This window comes from Candidatus Enterococcus courvalinii, assembly GCF_017315945.1.
Lineage (GTDB): Bacteria > Bacillota > Bacilli > Lactobacillales > Enterococcaceae > Enterococcus_B > Enterococcus_B courvalinii.
Genome location: NZ_JAFLWI010000003.1, coordinates 43127 through 62397, shown reverse-complemented (window position 1 = coordinate 62397; position 19271 = coordinate 43127). Strand labels below are relative to the sequence as shown.

19 protein-coding genes are annotated in these 19271 nt (G+C 34.5%); 15 read left to right on the top strand and 4 right to left on the bottom strand.

The window, feature by feature from the left end; all coding sequences use genetic code 11:
- The 5 genes from JZO71_RS03010 (at position 1) to JZO71_RS02990 (ending at position 4278) form a co-directional block, all read left to right on the top strand.
- Positions 1 to 1008 carry a radical SAM protein gene (locus JZO71_RS03010; protein WP_206898123.1) on the top strand — a complete coding sequence of 336 codons (1008 nt, stop codon included), beginning with the start codon at positions 1 to 3 and terminating at the stop codon, positions 1006 to 1008.
- A gap of 3 nt (positions 1009 to 1011) precedes the next feature.
- Positions 1012 to 1476 (top strand): hypothetical protein, encoded by a 465-nt coding sequence (locus JZO71_RS03005; protein ID WP_206898122.1) that lies wholly within the window; start codon positions 1012 to 1014, stop codon positions 1474 to 1476.
- A complete protein-coding gene (locus JZO71_RS03000) occupies positions 1473 to 2246 on the top strand; it encodes a PqqD family peptide modification chaperone (protein ID WP_206898121.1) in 774 nt (257 codons plus the stop codon). Before JZO71_RS03005 ends, JZO71_RS03000 begins: the two co-directional genes overlap by 4 nt.
- 12 nt (positions 2247 to 2258) lie before the next feature.
- Entirely contained in the window at positions 2259 to 2477 is a 219-nt protein-coding gene (locus JZO71_RS02995; protein WP_206898120.1) for a hypothetical protein, read from the top strand.
- 730 nt (positions 2478 to 3207) lie between these two features.
- Positions 3208 to 4278 carry an Abi family protein gene (locus JZO71_RS02990; protein WP_206898119.1) on the top strand — a complete coding sequence of 357 codons (1071 nt, stop codon included), beginning with the start codon at positions 3208 to 3210 and terminating at the stop codon, positions 4276 to 4278.
- Positions 4279 to 4596: 318 nt separating this feature from the next.
- Here JZO71_RS02990 and JZO71_RS02985 read toward each other — a convergent pair whose 3' ends face one another.
- Complete coding sequence (locus tag JZO71_RS02985; protein WP_029487383.1) at positions 4597 to 5784, bottom strand: tyrosine-type recombinase/integrase; 1188 nt, start codon at positions 5782 to 5784, stop codon at positions 4597 to 4599.
- A gap of 47 nt (positions 5785 to 5831) precedes the next feature.
- Complete coding sequence (locus tag JZO71_RS02980; RefSeq protein WP_003128904.1) at positions 5832 to 6122, bottom strand: helix-turn-helix domain-containing protein; 291 nt, start codon at positions 6120 to 6122, stop codon at positions 5832 to 5834.
- Between the two features lie 218 nt (positions 6123 to 6340).
- On the opposite strand from JZO71_RS02980, the gene JZO71_RS02975 reads away from it, so the two are divergent.
- The 10 genes from JZO71_RS02975 (at position 6341) to JZO71_RS02930 (ending at position 17136) form a co-directional block, all read left to right on the top strand.
- Positions 6341 to 7165 carry a helix-turn-helix domain-containing protein gene (locus JZO71_RS02975; RefSeq protein ID WP_206898118.1) on the top strand — a complete coding sequence of 275 codons (825 nt, stop codon included), beginning with the start codon at positions 6341 to 6343 and terminating at the stop codon, positions 7163 to 7165.
- 187 nt (positions 7166 to 7352) lie between these two features.
- A complete protein-coding gene (locus JZO71_RS02970; protein WP_016173357.1) occupies positions 7353 to 7700 on the top strand; it encodes an ArsR/SmtB family transcription factor in 348 nt (115 codons plus the stop codon).
- Positions 7678 to 8052 carry an arsenite efflux transporter metallochaperone ArsD gene (gene arsD / locus JZO71_RS02965; protein WP_029487385.1) on the top strand — a complete coding sequence of 125 codons (375 nt, stop codon included), beginning with the start codon at positions 7678 to 7680 and terminating at the stop codon, positions 8050 to 8052. The genes JZO71_RS02970 and arsD overlap by 23 nt, the downstream gene beginning before the upstream one ends.
- Positions 8053 to 8086: 34 nt before the next feature.
- Positions 8087 to 9814 carry an arsenical pump-driving ATPase gene (gene arsA, locus JZO71_RS02960; RefSeq protein WP_029487386.1) on the top strand — a complete coding sequence of 576 codons (1728 nt, stop codon included), beginning with the start codon at positions 8087 to 8089 and terminating at the stop codon, positions 9812 to 9814.
- Positions 9815 to 9905: 91 nt separating this feature from the next.
- The gene (gene arsB, locus JZO71_RS02955; RefSeq protein ID WP_016173360.1) at positions 9906 to 10964 is read left to right on the top strand and encodes an ACR3 family arsenite efflux transporter; all 1059 of its coding nucleotides are present in this window, start codon (positions 9906 to 9908) and stop codon (positions 10962 to 10964) included.
- 10 nt (positions 10965 to 10974) lie between these two features.
- On the top strand, positions 10975 to 12060 hold the full coding sequence (gene arsB, locus JZO71_RS02950) for an ACR3 family arsenite efflux transporter (protein WP_206898117.1): 1086 nt from the start codon (positions 10975 to 10977) through the stop codon (positions 12058 to 12060).
- A 14-nt stretch (positions 12061 to 12074) separates the two neighbouring features.
- Positions 12075 to 13736, top strand: coding sequence for an FAD-dependent oxidoreductase (locus tag JZO71_RS02945; protein ID WP_029487387.1), 1662 nt, complete (start codon positions 12075 to 12077; stop codon positions 13734 to 13736).
- Positions 13737 to 14030: 294 nt separating this feature from the next.
- Positions 14031 to 14966, top strand: coding sequence for an ABC transporter ATP-binding protein (locus JZO71_RS02940; protein WP_016173364.1), 936 nt, complete (start codon positions 14031 to 14033; stop codon positions 14964 to 14966).
- A complete protein-coding gene (locus JZO71_RS02935) occupies positions 14959 to 15729 on the top strand; it encodes an ABC transporter permease (protein ID WP_016173365.1) in 771 nt (256 codons plus the stop codon). The genes JZO71_RS02940 and JZO71_RS02935 overlap by 8 nt, the downstream gene beginning before the upstream one ends.
- Before the next feature lie 339 nt (positions 15730 to 16068).
- A complete protein-coding gene (locus JZO71_RS02930) occupies positions 16069 to 17136 on the top strand; it encodes a Fic family protein (RefSeq protein WP_206898116.1) in 1068 nt (355 codons plus the stop codon).
- Positions 17137 to 17884: 748 nt separating this feature from the next.
- Here JZO71_RS02930 and JZO71_RS02925 read toward each other — a convergent pair.
- Together JZO71_RS02925 and JZO71_RS02920 are read right to left on the bottom strand one after the other, a co-directional pair.
- Entirely contained in the window at positions 17885 to 18931 is a 1047-nt protein-coding gene (locus JZO71_RS02925; protein ID WP_206898115.1) for a tyrosine-type recombinase/integrase, read from the bottom strand.
- Between the two features lie 105 nt (positions 18932 to 19036).
- Positions 19037 to 19234, bottom strand: coding sequence for a DNA-binding protein (locus JZO71_RS02920; protein ID WP_206898114.1), 198 nt, complete (start codon positions 19232 to 19234; stop codon positions 19037 to 19039).
- Positions 19235 to 19271 lie beyond the last annotated feature (37 nt).

The window sequence follows — 19271 nt, the reverse complement described above, 5'->3', positions numbered from 1 at the left end:
ATGTATACTTTTCAATCTGTTTCGTTAGATATAACTTATAAATGTAATTTGAGATGCAAACATTGTTTTAATTCAAGTGGTGAATTTCTAGGTGGAGAGTTGAATGATTCTCAGATTTTAAAAATTATTGATGAGATTTCTAAATATCAGGTCGAATCAATTTGTTTGTGTGGAGGGGAACCTTTTTACAGATTTGATTTGTTATTATCTGTTGCAAAGCTAATAAAGAAAAATAGTCCGAAAACATTTATATCAATGGTTAGTAATGGGATTTTATGGACAAATAAAAAAGCTAAAGAACTTTCGGAAGCTGGGTTAGATGTTGTTCAATTTAGTCTAGATGGATTCACTAACGAATCATACGATTTTGTTCGTCAGAGTCACGGTAAATTATCGAAAGTATTCGATGCAATAAAGTATGCTCAGGATGCCGGCTTGGATGTAATGCTATCATCACTACCACATAAGAAAAATTTTAATCAAATTCAATCAATGATTGAATTCTGTATTGCAAATAACATTGTTGAATTCAGAATGCAGCCTCTAATGCCTCTAGGAAGAGGAGATTTAAATTTTAATGAACTGTGTCTTTCCGATAGCGAATATCAGCAGGTACAAAGCATCTTAAAGACTAATACTGGAAGAATGACCTATTCAGGTCAAGAGCTTAAAATTGAGTGGGGAGATCCAATGGATCATTTCTTCATGCTTCAAGAGGTACCATATATCTCAAGTTTAAATATCAGTGCCTATGGAGATATTACTATAAGCCCATATTTACCATTCTCAATATGGAACTTATCAAAATCAACTTTTGCTAGCTTTATAGAAAATCAAATTCCGGAGAGGGCTCTTCTAAATTCCAGAGTAATACAAACAATTAATGAGATGATGACTGTCAATGATCTAGCTGTTATGAGTCATAGGATGAATAAAATTGAAAACATTTCGAATCGAGAAGCATTAGATATTAGTAAAGAGATAATAGGTGAAGAAAGAGTAGGTTAGGAAATGTTAAAAGTAGCGGTTGAGCATGATGCAAAATCAATTATCAACTTCATTCGTAGTTCTAAAAAAAATAGAGGAGTATTTAATTTAAATTTTATCAATTCTGAGGAGTGGCTTAGCCTTCGAGGATACAGAGCTGCTGTTTTTTCTAGCAATTATATTGTATTAATAAGCAAATCAGATGGCTCGAATATCGATGGAGTTATGATTTTACAAAATTATGACAAGTCATTTAATTTAACTTCCTTAAATGTTGTTAATGCAGTAATTAAATCTGATGCAATGATTGATCATGCTGAGATTTCCAGAATTTTTAACAAAACAGGGGTTACAAAAATAAAAATAACAATGAATAAAGACTGTGAAGACTTAACTGCCAGGTTGGGATTATCTAATAAAGAAATACTAAATTTCAATAATGAAACATTATATGTTTATAGTGAAATTTTAGATGGAGAAAAAGTATGAGTATTAATAATTTGAAACCATATATTAAAGATGAAATTAGACAAATAAAAGATAACGAAGGATATAGCTATCTTTTATTTGGTGAGAAAAAGATGCGAATAAACTCAACAGGTAAACAGATTGTTGATTTAATAGATGGGAAGCACTCGATTGGAGAAATAGTGGGTAGCTTTTTGAATAAATATCCTTTAGAAGATAGAGAAAAAATAGAAGATTCGGTAATTGATTTCATTTTTAAACTATGGAAAGATGGCAACTACTTAAATCATGATATTGATTTTGATATGGCTAAGCAGTTTTTACTAGTTAAAAATTCATTTTTTCTACCGTTTAAAATGATTATTCCTAAAAGTCTTATTGGGAATTACATTTCGCCAATAATTGATTTTCATTTACTAGATGACTCTTTAAAATTTCAAGAGATATTCCAAAATTCATTGATAAAATTTATTACTATCAATGACGATGATACGGTTGATAATATTGCTTTTTTTAATGCTTTTGGGCATAAAAGTAAGTTAATAATTCTGGGAAACTATAATAAAAGAAATAATATAAATGAGGAAAAGCTTATTGAGTTGAAGGAAGCTTGGCATAAGTATATGCAAATATTTCATAATGTGAGCTTTGGAGAAGATGAGAATCTAGAAATAATAATTTATCATATAAAATCCCTCAACGAAAAGAGTAAAATTAACTTCAAATCGGTGGGAGTGTTAAGAAAAGAGGTAGGATCAAAGGATTTATATGTTAGTAGTATAATAATTTAGAGGAGTGATCATATGGAAGGCTTTGAAAAACCCGAAATTGTAGAATTGGAACTTGGGGATAAGCCATCACCACGTTCTGCAGTTGCTGCTATTGGAGTGGCTGTTTATGTTGGCTTTGTTTGGCAAGTTGCTGCTTTAGTAAACTATGCCATAGGTGTAAATTTAGGTGGTATTGCTAATGCAGCAATTGGTGTTAATGTTTGGAAAGCGGTAAATATTTCTTCTAAGTAACTTTTCTAAGAGTGCAGTGCCTTCGTATCTTTTAAGAATGATACAAAATTCTAAGGGAGATAATGCTATGCTAGTGATTATTTTTTGTTTATTAATAGCTACTTTCGTATTTTTTTTGGGATGGAATTTTCAACACGGTAAATTATTATTTCTAATTGCTGGCAATAGCAATTACGAAGTTCCAAGAAACAAGCAAAAATTATTGGGTAAATTGGTCTCGTATTGTATGTATGTTGCTGGGATATCAATACTTATTCTTGGATGGATGATTAACTCTGATATCTCTGATCAGAATAAGTCTATTTCAGTATATGTACTTGCGCTTATCTTCTTTTTAATAGAAATATCAATGTATCTTTATATTCGAAAAAGAATGAAGTAATTAGAAGGACTATAATTATAATAAATCAAGAATTATCGAATGTTGTAACATATTGATAATTCTTGATTTATTATTATGTAAAATATATTCTGATATTTGAGAGCGGGGTTAATAAATTACCCACATAGTATATTTGATATCATGTTAAAATGTAAACTTTTAGTTACCATAAAAAGGACGGACGATTAGAAAGCAGATACAGTCTAGATATTTATTTCTAGTGTAACCGTTAAAATAAATATTGACAATTTCGAAGAAGTATAGTATAAATATATTATCAGTAGTCAACTAACGCCTCTGGGTATCCATGCGAAACATAGTTGGCCTTTTTTTGTTTTAGGAGAAAATATGGAAAATAAAAAAACTTACTATTTAGATTTTAAAAAAGTAAATTCAGGAAAATCATTCGAAATAGATATTCAAGAATTTGATGCTATTAAATATCAAGTACCCCAGTTGAATAAAGCGAGTTGCTCTATGAAAGTTCCTATCACTGTCGATCAAATGATTGACAAGTTTAAGACAGATGGATGGGTGTTTTCTGAAGGTGAAGAGATAACATGTAGAGAATTATTGAGAGAAGTTAATTTCTATACACTCAAACATTATGCGAAACAAACACATTTAAAAAGTTTCGTTGCAACTAATTCAGTCTATAATTTTGATCTTTTTTTACAAAATAGTTTGCAAGTTTTAACTTCTATGATTGAAAAATTTCTTCGAACTGTAGTTGTAGACTCTTTATCATTGTCGTATAAACAAGAGGATGCAATTTATGATCATGCACAGTTTTATTTAGATGAATCATTTTATTTTTCCGAAAAAGGAAAACATAGAAAAACCGCCCAACGTAGGAAAGATATTGAAGCAATTCAGTATAGTTTTTTTAAAACGATCGAGGATAATAAAAAATACCCTCCTGTAGCAAAAGAGTTGAACAGTTATGGTGGAGTTAGTTCATGGGTTCTATTTGACTTAATTACCTTTGGACAACTATCATTCTTTTTTGGAAAGTTAGTTACAAATAAGAAAAAAATTGTTACTAGGGCGCTAGACGGTATGAATTCTAGTGATGAAAGAATTACTGATGACCTTCTTAGCAGTTGGATGAACGCAATTCGTGCGTTGAGAAATAAAGTATCACATGGGATGAAAATCTATGGAGAACCTTTCACTGTTTTGGCAAAGATTCATGATGGAGATAAAGAATACTTGAGACAAGTTTCTGAGTGGAATCAAAATCATCTGGGGAATGTTTTGTTGGCTATGAGGAGAATTGTGATGTGTATGTCTTTAAAAAAACAAGAATTTTGGAATAAAAAGATAGCTGAAATTAGTAGTCAAATTATCGATAATGAGTATCTATCTGCGACATCGTTGGGTTTGACTGAAGATTGGATTGAATATTTTTCTATTTGAGTTTTTTGTTATTTATAAATGATAGTCGTGTTCTGGCTTGCGTATTTTTTTTGTGTGCGTTTTGATGTACGAGTTGCTAAAAATTAGTTGAAATTGATTGATGCATAGATTTTCAAAAAATCTATAAAAACCTTGATATTGAAGTCTGATAAATATATTTGCGTTATTTATAAGCAAAACCAGGTCTTAAGAAAGCCCGTAAAGCTTCTCAATTCTCTAAACGTTAATCGTTGTTATACCAACGATTTCAAGCACTTTCCATTCAGTTGGAAGGTGCTTTTTTTATTTTGGTTACGAGTTTGGTTACGACTATTTTTTTCAACTTGTTTTTTGCCGGTAATCCTCCAAGTGCTTGACGGTTTCTTTCTGAACTTCTGGATTTACATGCCCGTAAACATTTCGTGTAATCTCTGACGTTTCCGCATGACCGACTAGAGATTTTACGATTAAATCATCCACACCATTGTTTAAAAGGTCACTGACAAAAGTATGTCGTAAGCCGTGGGGTGTTATTTTTGGAAGGTCAAATTTCTTTGAAAGGGCATCAAGTTTATTGTTAAGGTAGTCTGGATGCAAAGGTTGATTCAGTTCTCCCTTTTGAGTTGTATAAGTGAAGATAAATTGATCATCGGTTGGAAAAATATTGACTTGTTGAAGTTCATTAAATTGAACCTTTTTCCATTTTGCCAATAGATTAATAACGGAATCTGCTACTGGAATCGTTCGAAATCGATAGGAGTTTTTCATCCCTTTTACACGTTCGTATTTTCCGGTAGCTTTATTTTTCACCAATTTATGCATGAGGGAAATCGTCTTGTTTTTGAAATCAATATCTGACCAGACCAAGGGATAAATTTCTCCTTTGGCTGCCCCTAATTGATAAATCAAAGAAAGTAACGTATAGTCTCGCACCCCATATTCTTGCTTCATCAAAGTTAACACTTGTTGAATGAGTTCCTTAGAATAGTACTTTTGCTGACGTTTTTTTTCCTTTTTGTTCTTTAGGTCTGCATTTACAGGCATCTCCAACAAATCATAGGGATTCTTTTGGATATAACCTTTCACTAGGGCATAGCGTAATACTTGTTTGGTGTAGGAGACACAGTGTTTATAGTTAGCATAAGGTTTAATGCCTTTTTCCTCATTGCCAAATGCCCACAAAATTTGGGTATCTTCTAATAGGTCATAGGTAATCTTATTAATCGGAACATCCCCTAAGTAAGGAAGAATTCTCTTCTCAAAGCAAGTCTTAGTTCGATCCAAAGTAGACTGCTCATGATGTTGTGTAACGGTGTATTTCTTATCCCACCACATTTGGTAAACCTCTTTGAATGTATAAGAACCTTTCTTCTTTTTCACTTCTCCTTTCAATTTTTTTAGTTTTGCTTCTGTTTCTAAAATCTCTGCTTCATGTTTGCTGTCCGCATAAGCCACATATCGAGAAGCATCCGCCCCCATATAAACATTGACTTTATACGAGCCATTTTCCATTAGACTAATTGCCATTTCTATCTTCCTTTCAAAAATGGCATATCAGTATCACTACACACTCATCATACAGCGCCTTGCTGTGCTTTGGAATACTCCCTTAGCCATTTATCTATCTCTTCTCGCTGGAATCGTACAACACCCCAAAGATGTATCATGGGAAGTCCTGCATCAATCCATTTATCAAGCGTGTTGTTGGCGATACCTAAATACTCACAAGTCTCTTTTTTTGATAAATAGCGATTCTCTAAATGTACGGCTATTCGTGCGTTTCTCACTTCATCTACCATTAAGGTATACATATATTCTCTTAAACTCGTCTCTTGATCAGGCGAAAGTGTAATTTCAACTGCCATTGATTGATCTACCTCCGATCTAGAAGTGAAAAGAAGAAAGGTGCTATTCAGTTTTCAAAGGGCATTTCAAAAGTACTTATAAAAGTACTTTTGTTTATCGTACACCCAATTCGATAGAATGTCAATAAAATAAAGTTCGAAAATAAGTACTTTTGTATTTCGATTATTAAGAAAGTTTGATATGATTAAACTAGAAAAATATCGGAGTGATGAGGACTATGAAAGTTGATCAACAAAGAGTAGCAAAAAAAATCCGTGAAATAAGGACGGATTTAGGCTACAGTATGGCTCAGTTTGGTGAGCTAATCAGTAATTCTCCCAAAACCACAGTTAATAATTGGGAGCGAGGAATTAATCTGCCCAAAGAAGATAAACTAAAAAAAATCGCCTTATTGGGTAAGACGACGGTAGAAGAGCTGTTGTATGGGACGCCAGAGGAAGTACTAACAAATTTATTGAAGGACCATTTTCAGTTACAAGTGAATCCAGCATTTCTACAACAAATGTTGGTATTCTTGAAACAGCAAAAAGTGGATGTCTATGATGAAATGACGATTATGGAGTTTCTGCAAGGAATTATGGATTCCGGTATGTTAGTGGAGAGAAATGATCCGTATCTAATGTATTCCAAAGTTGAAGGAACAGATTCTCTTTATACGGCGGCCGCGGCTAATGACCCATTGGATCCATCACCACGTTATTATGCCTATGTAGACGTTAAGAACAACCGAGTTCATTTGTTGCCTTATACATTTGCGAAGCGACAAAAATATCTATACCATAATTTTCCGGATTTAAGGAATCAAATTGAAATTGATTATTTTACACGAGCTTTTCCAATGCTAGGTGTAGACTTAACTAAGTCTAGAATTATTTACTATGGCTTTGAACGTGCGCAGGAAAAATTGAATATTGTTGAGTATAGTTATAACAGCCAGTCAAAACGATTTGAAGTTAAGAACGAAGATACTACGAATTTTATATACAAGGCTTTTAAATCTGAGGCAAGTAGAATGCAAATTTATTTTTTAAAATTGAAATAGTGCGGTTGATACGTATAATTACTTGATAAATACCATCTATTACTTTTTGAGTGATAGGTAGTATTTACATTTTTGCAGTAAAGGTTTCAAAGTAAAGTAAGAAATAAAAAGACAGAAGCGATTGACAATATATAGATGTTCATCTATATTATTCATAGACATCCATCTATGTAAAGGAGTAGAAGATATGAATTATGATGAAATATCGATAATGCTTAAGGCTCTTGCTGATCCAAAACGTTTAAAAATCATTGATATATTGTCTTGCGGTAGTTTGTGTGCCTGCGATATCTTAGATCACTTTGACTTCACTCAGCCAACTCTTTCACATCATATGAAAGTATTAGAAAAGGCTGGGATTGTCACAGTGACTAAGGATAAAATATGGCATCATTATCAATTAACGGAAAGCTTCGCCGATCAATTTATGGGTTCAATGATGCAATTGTTTTCTGATAAAGATGATTGCATTTGTAATAAACTAAATTGTAATTGTAAAGGGGAAAAAAATGATGAAAAAATTGGAGCTATTTGAACCAGCAATGTGTTGTTCAACAGGAGTCTGCGGTCCATCAGTTGATGAAGAATTACTAATGGTAACCTCAGTATTTGAAAATTTCGAAGGACTGGATTCAATTGACGCTTCTCGTCACAATTTAACCAGTGATCCAGATGCTTTTGTCAAAAATCCAACAATCTTGAAGTTGCTTCAAGAAAATGGTAATGATATTTTGCCGATAACCTTATTAGATGGAAAAATTGTCAAAGAAGGTTCTTATCCAACCTTAGAGGAATTCGGAAAGTATGGAGAGGTTCGCTTTGTAGTTCAATCAGCTAGTTCTGGTAGCTGCTGTGGAGGGAATAATGGGAGCGAAGGCTGTTGTTAATAGACCTCTTTAAAAGGGAAAGGGAGGAGATACAATGCTTCAATATATACCAAAAAAGATAGAATTAACTAAATATCTGTTTTTCACAGGTAAAGGTGGGGTTGGGAAAACGACTACGGCTTGTGCCACGGCGACATCTTTAGCGGAAGACGGCAACCAGGTTATGCTAGTCAGCACAGACCCGGCTTCAAACCTGCAAGATGTTTTCCAAACAAAATTAACAAATAAACCGACTACGGTTGACGGAATTAGCCATTTGAAAGTTGCAAATTTTGATCCAATCACAGCGGCAGAAGAATACAAAGAGAGTATTGTCGGTCCTTATCGGGGAATCTTACCAGATAGTGCACTAGTTAATATGGAAGAACAATTATCAGGCTCTTGTACAGTAGAGATTGCTGCTTTTAACGAGTTTGCGAACTTTTTAACTGATAAAGAAGTTGCAGAGCAATTTGATTATGTAATTTTTGACACCGCCCCCACTGGGCATACGCTAAGAATGCTACAATTACCTTCTGCTTGGAATAATTATCTGGATGAAAATACAACTGGAGTTTCTTGCTTGGGACAATTATCCGGATTGGGTGATAAAAAAGAGATATATGAAAAAGCAGTGGAGACACTTACAGATGCAACCCAAACATCTTTAATTTTAGTGACCAGACCGCAAAAAGCACCACTAATTGAAGCTGAACGTGCTTCCGAGGAACTATTGAAATTAGGGATTAAGAATCAATTACTAGTGGTTAACGGATTATTGAATAATCCTGATGATGTGATTTCTCAGGTAATCTACGGTGAACAACAAAGTGATCTAGAAGAAATGCCAAAGCCTTTGAGCAAATTAGAAAAGTACTATATTCCACTTCGCCCATATAACGTTGCAGGAATAGATAAGCTTCAAATTTTATTGAGTAATCAACAGCCAGCTGTTCACCAACATGAACAGGAACCGATTGAGTTTCCAACGTTAGATTTTATTGTGAGTGAGTTTATTCGAACGAATAAAAAGATTATTTTTACGATGGGAAAAGGTGGCGTTGGCAAGACAACTGTTGCTATTCAAATCGCAGAAAAATTGGCACAATCAGGTAAAAAAGTTCGTTTAGCGACAACGGATCCTGCCGATCATCTAAATCTTTTTATTTCGAATGAGTTGCCAATTTCAATCAGCCATATCGATGAAGAACAGGAACTAGAATCTTACAAAAAAGAGGTTCTTTCAAAAGCTCGTCTGACGATGAATGCGGATGATGTCGCTTATGTCGAAGAAGACCTTCGTTCACCTTGCACGCAAGAAATTGCAGTATTTAGAGCATTTGCGGAAATTGTAGATAAGTCAGAAAATGAAATTGTGGTAATAGATACCGCTCCAACAGGACACACATTGCTTCTTTTGGATTCCACGCAAAGCTATGCCAAAGAAGTTGAAAGAAGTTCTGGCGAAGTGCCATTGTCGATTCAAAAGCTATTACCAAGATTACAAAATAGCAATGAAACGGAAGTATTGATGGTTACTCTGCCTGAAACAACGCCAGTGTACGAATCGATGCGTTTAGATGAAGATTTGAATCGTGCAAAGATTGCTCATACTTGGTGGCTAGTCAATCAAAGTATGTATGCTACCGATACGTCCAATGAAGTATTAAAGGCGCGCGCTACAAATGAAATTGAGTGGATCAATAAAGTAAAAGATCTTTCAGATGGGCATTTTGCGGTAACAGAGTGGGTTCCTAACTTTGACGCAAAATTAGTTCATTAATTTTTTGACCTATATATAGATAACAATCTATATATAGGTTCATCTATTCGTTTGAGGAAAATAAATTTTTTATTCTGCTGGAGATGGAAAAATGAATCAAGTAACTAAGAAATTGTCTTTACTAGATCGATATTTGACATTATGGATTTTTATTGCAATGGCAATTGGTATAGGAATGGGGTATTTTTTTCCCAATATTCCTAAAGTAATAAATCATTTAGAAGTTGGGACGACTTCGATTCCAATTGCAATAGGTTTAATTTTGATGATGTACCCACCACTTACAAAAGTAAAATATGAAGAAATGTGGCGTGTTTTTAAGGATTGGAAGGTACTCTTACTTTCACTAGTTCAAAATTGGATTGTCGGTCCAATTATTATGTTTGTTTTAGCAGTAGTCTTTTTGCACAACTATCCAAGTTATATGGTTGGGTTAATTATGATTGGGCTTGCTCGATGTATTGCTATGGTAATCGTCTGGAGTGAGCTTGCCCAAGGAGACAACGAGTATACAGCTGGATTAGTAGCATTTAATTCTATTTTTCAAATTGTATTTTACTCATTATTTGCATATATCTTTGTCACAGTATTACCGAACTGGCTTGGTTTAGAGACACATACGATTAATATTACAATGGGAGAAATTGCCAAAAGCGTTTTTATTTATCTGGGAATCCCATTTATTGCAGGTTTTAGTTCAAGATTTATTTTGATCAAAATGAAAGGGAAAAAATGGTTTGAAACTAAGTTTATCCCTAAAATAAGCCCAATAACTTTGGTTGCATTACTATTTACAATTATCGTAATGTTTTCCGTAAAGGGTGAAAAAGTGATTGAGTTGCCATTAGATGTAGTTCGAATTGCTATCCCACTACTATTCTATTTTGTAATTATGTTTTTTGTATCATTTTTACTCTCAAAAAAAATGGGCACAAGTTATCCAATCGCGGCGTCGTTATCTTTTACGGCTGCAAGTAATAATTTTGAACTAGCGATAGCCGTAGCAGTAGGTGTATTTGGGATCAATTCGGGTGAAGCATTTGCGGCGGTTATTGGCCCCTTGGTCGAAGTTCCAGTTTTAATTGCTTTAGTGAATGTTGCTTTAAAATTTAAACAAAAATATTTTTCGAAAGAAGGCGCAAGCCATTAGGAGGAAATAAATGAGTTCAGAGAATGAAAAACAAGGATTAGGTATTTTTGAAAAATATCTGACGTTATGGGTAATTGTGTGTATGGTTATTGGGGTGCTAATTGGAAAATTTTTGCCGAGCGTTCCTGACACCTTAAGTAAGTTTGAATATTATCAGGTATCAATACCTACAGCAATTTTGATATGGTTAATGATTTATCCAATGATGTTGAAGATTGATTTCACTAGTATTGTTAGTGCAGCCAAAAAGCCTAAAGGATTAGTTGTTACCTGCGTGACAAACTGGTTAATCAAACCTTTTACAATGTATGCTATATCCGCTTTTTTCTTCTATGTGATTTTTAAGAATCTTATACCTATAGAATTAGCAAAAGAGTACGTTGCTGGTGCTGTTATATTAGGTGCTGCACCTTGTACAGCTATGGTATTTGTATGGAGTTATCTAACGAAAGGTGACGCAGCATACACTCTGGTACAAGTAGCGATCAATGATTTAATTATTTTGATTCTACTCGCACCCATTGTAGCGTTTCTACTTGGTGTGGACAATGTTGTTGTTCCAATGGGAACATTGCTATTATCTACAGTTCTTTTTGTAGTAGTGCCACTACTTCTAGGTTTCGTTACTAGAGTAATGATAATAAAAAATAAAGGTAAGTACTATTTCGAAGATGTCTTTTTAAAGAAATTTGACTCTGTTACAATCATTGGATTATTGCTAACGTTGATTATTATTTTTTCTTTTCAAGGTGAAAAAATATTAGCCAATCCAATTCATATTTTATTAATTGCAATTCCACTAACCATTCAAACGCTACTAATTTTTACTATTGCCTATGGGTGGTCAAGGTTTTGGAAGTTGCCTCATGAGATTGCCTCACCAGCTGGAATGATTGGTGCGAGCAATTTCTTTGAACTAGCGGTTGCTGTTGCGATTTCACTTTTCGGCCTACAGTCTGGCGCGACTTTAGCAACAGTTGTAGGAGTGTTAGTTGAGGTACCGATCATGTTGCTATTAGTAAAGATTTCCAACAATACTAAGTCATGGTTTGTTAAGTCAGGTGATACTAACCAAATTGAAAATCTATATGAGTAGTTGGGGTGCATAGTATGAAAATAATAATCATCGGGTCTGTTGCAGCAGGAACAAGTGTTGCTGCAAAAGCGAGAAGGAACACAGAAGAAGCGGAAATCATTCTATATGATAAAGATATCGACATCTCATATTCTGTTTGTGGAATTCCATATGCTGTTGGAGGAGAAGTTGAAAAATTCGATGAATTGACTCCACGGAATGCTGAGTGGTTCAAAAAGAGATACAACGTAGATATTCATACTTCGCATGAAGTACAACGTATTGACCATAAAAAGAAACGTATTTACGGACTAAATTTGATTACTAGAAAGTCGTTTTCAGATGATTATGATGCATTAGTATTTGCAACAGGTTCAATTTACAATACACCGGCTATATTCTCTAATAGACAATTTGAAAATGTATTTCAAATCAAAAATGTTTCCAGTGGTAAAAATATTCACAACTTTATTAAGACTAATAAAGTAGAAAAAGCTGTTATTGTAGGTGCTGGATATATTGGGTTAGAGATGGCTGAACAATTACAGAGACAAGGAATAGCTGTTTCGTTACTGCAACGAGGCAACCATCCAATGTCTCATTTAGATTGGGATATGGCTATAAGAATAGAGAACGAAGTAGCAAAACAACAGATTGATTTTAGGCCAAAAGAAACGGTTGTTGAATTAGTAGGTGAAGAACAACTAACTGCTGTTAAGACTTCAAAAGGGAATGAATTATCAGCCGATTTATTTGTATTGGCAACAGGAGTAAGGCCAAATACAGAATTGGCTCAAACCATAGGAATAGAGTTGGGCAAAACGGGAGCAATTAAAGTAGACAATAGAATGGAAACCAATTTGAAAAATGTCTATGCAGTAGGGGATGTAGCAGAAAGCTACAATCGCATTACTCAACAACCAATCTATCGTCCCTTGGCTTCGACTGCGAACAAGATGGGTAGAATTGCTGGTGACACAATTACTGGTGGCTCTTTACGATTTAAAGGAATATTAGGAACCGGTATTTTGCGCTTTTTTGATTTAGCCATTGCACAAACGGGTCTTACTGAAAAGGAAGCTCTTAAAGAAGGATTAGAAGTTGCCGTTTTATACAATATAAAACCAAATAAACCTGATTACATGGATGGCAAAGAAATGGTCATCAAAGCAATAGCAGATAAAAGCAGCGGTAGAGTTCTGGGTGCCCAAATTATCGGTTATGACGGAGTAGATAAAAGAATCGACGTGCTTGCTACAGCTATTTCCTTTGGAGCATTGGCGGAAGAACTGTTTGATTTAGATTTAGCTTATGCACCACCATTTTCAACAACCAAGGATCCCGTTCATTATACTGGAATGGCCTTAGATAACGCGGTGAAGAGAAGAGCGCCTTTGATGTCCCCGATTGAGTTAATTGAACGACAACACAGAAAAGAAAAGTTACAGATAATTGATACAAGATCCAAAAAGCAATTCGAAAAATCAAAGGTTAAAGGAGCTATTCATATTCCATTATCTGATTTGAGGACACGCTACGATGAGTTAGACAAGAATGTTTTGACAATTACGTACTGTAATAAAGGTGTTACCGGGAATGCTGCACAAAATATACTGTTAAACGAAGGATTCAAACACGTGTACAATCTTTCCGGAGGAAACAAAAATTATCAAGAAATTTATGAGAATATTGATTAAATAGTAAATTGCTGAGGTAATATAATTTATGTCTGAAGAAAAGAGAGCCGTTGCTAGATTATTTGGGATGTCACTGGCATTTATTCTAGCTAAATTACTAAATTATCCAATTAGTATTGGAATATTTATCAACTTTATTACGCTAATTTTGGTATTCTATTTATTGGCCAAAAGGAAAGAAAGACAAAGTAAGAAAAAATAAGGTCATGTGGTCAATTGACCACATGCCTTTTTACAGTATAAAAGTTAGAGCGACTTCTAATTTAAGAATTGTTTTACGAAAGGAAAAAGTATATGGAATATGCACTTGAAATAACGAATTTAAAAAAAATCTATGGAACAGGTGTTGAGGCATTACGTGGAATTGATCTCCAGGTTGAAGAGGGTGATTTCTATGCCCTTTTAGGGCCCAATGGTGCTGGGAAGTCGACAACCATTGGTATTATTACTTCTCTTGTCAATAAAACATCTGGAATGGTAAAAGTTTTCGACTACGATCTTGATAAAGACTTAGAAAGAGCAAAGCAGCAAATTGGTCTTGTACCACAAGAATTCAACTTCAATCCATTTGAGACTGTTCAACAAATTGTAGTGAATCAGGCAGGTTATTATGGTGTTCCGAGAAAAGAAGCATTGAAGCGCAGTGAGAAGTATTTGAAGCAATCAAATTTATGGGAAAAACGTAACGAACGTGCTCGGATGCTCTCTGGCGGGATGAAGCGCCGGCTGATGATCGCTCGAGCACTAATGCACGAACCAAAGCTATTAATTTTGGATGAACCAACCGCTGGGGTGGATATTGAACTGAGACGTGAAATGTGGTCCTTCTTAAAAGAATTAAACGAAAATGGAACCACTATTATCTTGACCACTCATTATTTGGAAGAAGCTGAAATGCTTTGTCGACATATAGGGATCATTCAATCAGGAGAATTGATTGAAAATACTAGTATGAAAGAACTTCTATCCAAATTACAATTTGAAACATTTATTTTAGATCTAGCACCTCATGATGCAGTTCCTAAGATAGAAGGATATACGTATTCTTTAGAAGACGATCTGACTTTATCAGTGGAAGTTGAACGAAATCAAGGAGTAAATGATATTTTTAATCAACTCAGTGATCAAGGGATGAAAGTTTTATCGATGCGGAATAAATCTAATCGTTTAGAAGAGTTATTTTTGAAAATCACCGAAGAAAAAAGATTTTTGGAGGAAACCAATGCGTGATATTTATCTTACTGCTTTAAAAAGTCTTGCTATTAAGGAAACTAACCGTTATCTACGTATTTGGGTACAAACTCTGGTGCCACCAGTTATAACGACATCGTTGTATTTTATCATTTTTGGGAAAATGATTGGTGGCCGAATTGGAGATATGGGTGGGTTCACTTATATGGAATTTATCGTACCCGGATTAATTATGATGTCAGCAATCACAAGCTCATACGCTAATGTATCTTCATCTTTTTTCTCTCAAAAGTTCCAAAAAAATATTGAAGAGCTATTAGTTGCTCCAGTACCAACACATATCATCATTTGGGGATTTGTTATTGGTGGGTTAGGACGAAGTATTCTCGTAGGATCACTTGTAACGATTATTTCCTTATTTTTTGTGCCACTTAATGTTCATTCATGGATTATTGTTATTCTCACGTTATTAATGACTGCAATATTATTTTCATTAGCTGGTTTGATAAACGGTGTTTTTGCTCAATCTTATGACGACGTATCGATCGTACCCACCTTCGTTTTACAGCCGTTAACTTATCTAGGAGGAGTATTTTATGCGATATCGATGTTGCCCCCATTCTGGCAAGGTGTTTCAAAAATAAATCCAATTGTTTATATGATCTCAGCGTTTAGATATGGATTTTTAGGAACAACCGATGTACCAATAGCTATGTCGATTACAATACTTATTTTATTTATTGTTGTTCTTTATTCTATTTGTTACTATTTAGTCGATACAGGTAGAGGGTTAAGAAGTTAATGCTTTTACAATGATATCCCATTTAAAAGCTACAAATTAACATCGAATAGTTGTTTTTTTGAAGATCAGTCACAACTGATAAAAGCAATATCAACATTTAGAGCTTTAATTGTAGCTCTTACGTAGAATTTACTCTTTTTCCTAAAAAATCTACCAGTTAAAAGAAATTGGATTATCGAAGCTCACTAAAACTTAGTTTATTTGAATTGAATTTGTGAAATACTTTTAGGGCTTTTTGTATTTGAATAGTAAAACTAATGTGATGATGAAATATAGTTTTCTCCGCCATTATTTGTTTTTCTCCGCCAAATAAGATAAAATGGCGGAGAAAAGAGGTGAATGGCGGTGAAAGAATTTGATTATCATGAGTTGAAAAAGCTCTCTCTTAGTCATGATTTGCTAAATATGCTGACCAAGATTCATGATTATAAGGGGAAACAAGAACTGTATATTGCCACAAAACCAGAGATTTTAGGCAAACTGACAGACTTGGCTTTGATTCAAAGTACAGAGGCTTCCAACAAAATTGAAGGAATTGCAACAACAGATGGTCGCTTGAAGCAAATCGTAGCGGAAAAAGTAAAACCTCGTAATCGGGATGAAGAAGAAATTGCCGGTTATCGAGATGTGTTGAAACTGATTCATGATAGTTACGAGTATATTCGCGTCGTGCCCAACGATATTTTAACGTTACACAAAAATCTATATAATTACTCGGCTAAAAGTTACAAAGGTAAGTTTAAAAGTGGCGATAATGTTATTACGGAAAAAGATCTGGATGGTAAGGAGCGAGTTCGGTTTGTACCAGCTCCTGCTTATTTGACACCTGATTTAATTGATGAGTTGTGCTACCAATACAATCAAGCCATTCAGAAGGCTGAGATTGATCCGTTACTGCTGATTCCTTGCTTTGTTTTAGACTTTCTCTCGATTCATCCATTCAGTGACGGGAATGGGCGGATGTCGCGCTTGTTGACGCTGTTATTGCTATACAAGTCAGGCTATTTAGTCGGCAAGTACATCAGTATTGAAATGTTGATTGAAGAATCGAAGCAAACCTATTATGAAGCGTTACAGGCAAGTTCTGTAGGATGGTTGGAAAATGAGCAAGACTATACGCCTTTTGTTCGCTATCTTGTCGGAATCATTTTGCGAGCGTATGAAAACTTCTCAGAGCGTTTCGAGATTATTATCAATCGTGAGCTAACACCTGCAGAGAGGGTAGTAGAGGAACTAGAAAAGTCCTTTGAACCTTTGAGTAGAGCTAATCTGGAGAACTTATTGCCGGATATTAGCCAGCGAACGATAGAACGTGCTTTAGCTGAGTTACAAACAGAGAATAAGATTCAAAAAGTCGGGCAAGGCCGTTCGACTAAGTATCAGCTAATAAATGAATTCAAATCGTAATATAATTCACGGGCCATCAATAGAAGCATAAAATCGGTAATTTAAAAATCAACGAGGCTAATTGAAAGTTGAATAGCTAAAAATATCAGTTTGATGCGCTATTTGAAACTCGTTAGAACCAGTGAAAACAAAATGTGAACTTTTTTAAATTAGTTTACACTTGTCAATAAGTGCTTATTTCCTTGGTATAACAGTGTTTGTACGTAGCTTTTCAATTGTTTTTCGTGTTTTTGTACCCCCCTGTTAGATAGGGGGGGTGAAACAACACTCGCGGGCTAGCGCCCACTCGTGTTCAAGGCGAACTCTTTACGAAGGGGAATTCGCTTGAGGCGAACCCCTCCGCAAAGAGCGCCTAACATTTGGAGGATTTGTTCTTTTATCTTTGACTTTGCAACGTTAAAAAGACCACATGGGTTTACCATGCAGTTTCTTCAATGGAAAGATAAAAAAGAAGTGTAGTAGATACTGATATGCTCTGAATTTGTCGTAACCAAATTGTCTTACGTTCAAAATTGGTTACGAATCGTGGTTACGAGTGCCTAAAATCGACTGAAATCCAGTACAAATCTTGAGGCGAAAAATACTGATAAATCAGCATTTTTGATATTCATTGATTTAAAATAACACAGTTGAACTGCCAACCAGGTCTTAAAAAAGCTCGTAAAGCATCTCAATTCTCAAAACGTTAATCAATTCCTTATTGTATCAACGTTTACAAGAGTTTTTTGGTTCAAGTTGGTTCAAATTATCAATTTGACAAAGAATTTAAGAGGTTTAAAGCATCAGCATCTTGCTGGTGCTTTTTTTCTGGCATCAATTCAAGATAATAGTTCTGCGTTGTTTGAATATTGATATGACCTAAGCGTTTTGATACATAGGCAATATCAATGTCTTGTGAAAATAGAAATGATGCGTGAGTATCACGTAAACCGTGAAATGTCGTTTTAGGAATATCTAGTTTTTTCAGTAGCTTTGCTAAATCAGCTGATTGATGAAAACCATCTGGATCAAAGCAATATCCATTTTCCTTTACTGGAACGGCGGTCAGAATATCGAAAACTTCTTTATTAATTGATACATCTCGTCTAGAGTTCTTTGTCTTTAAAGAAGTATCCTCAGAAGTAGGGCTGATGGAGCGTCTAACTTCAATCCCATATTTAAAAATATTCTCTGGTCGAATTCCTAAAAGTTCTCCACGCCTCATGCCAGTCTCTAGTGCTAGTAATACAAGAATATTAAATTCATTGTCTGTGTGTTGAATGACGTAGCTTCGTAATTTTTTCAGTTCAGTAATAGATAGAGCTTTATTTCGCTTTTCTAACTCTTTTCCACGTGTTTTGACTAAATTTGCAAAATCGGTAGCAAGATAGCCACGAGCATAAGCATCACGTAATGCCGTTTTGATTTTCAATAGTACTTCATGAGTGTTTTTACGAGAATGAGTCTCCGCATACTTATCTATTTTTCGTTGTACTACAATATCGTTCAAATCCTTTAACTGTATATCGCCAAATAATTTCTTCACCACTTGAGAAGTCCTTTGATAATTTTGAAAAGTCGTTTCTTTTACATCATTTTTCTTTATGATATGAATCCAGTTTTCAAAGAAGTCAGCAAATGTTGTTGTACGCTCTGCTAATTGTTTTCCATTTCCTTTCTCCAATTCATTTTCCAAAGCCCAACGAGTTGCTTCCTTTTTAGAGCTAAATGATTTTGTCAATTTCTTATGTTGACCATGGTTGTAAAGTGAGATCTGAGCTCTATATGAGTTACCACGTTTAATTATACTAGGCATTTATAACAAATCCTTTCACTGAAAGATGGTTGATAAATGCTAGTTGAATACATCGCCATTCTACATGGCGCAGAGCATCTAATCAACCATCCTACGATATTTTAGCTAGATAGAGTGAGTTTTAATAAAATTAGTGAGGGAAGTGACAGTGTATCGCTCTTGTCTTCCTATCATAAAACGCTCTAACTCATCGTTTGAGCGAACGAATTTATCAAAAGATTTTGGATCAATCCCTAAAAACTGAGAAGCTTGTTCTCTAGTAAGTAGATAGGGCAATTTATAAGTAGTTATAGTATTTTCCATAGTTTATTTCCTTTCCAAAAATGTTTTTTGGCTGACA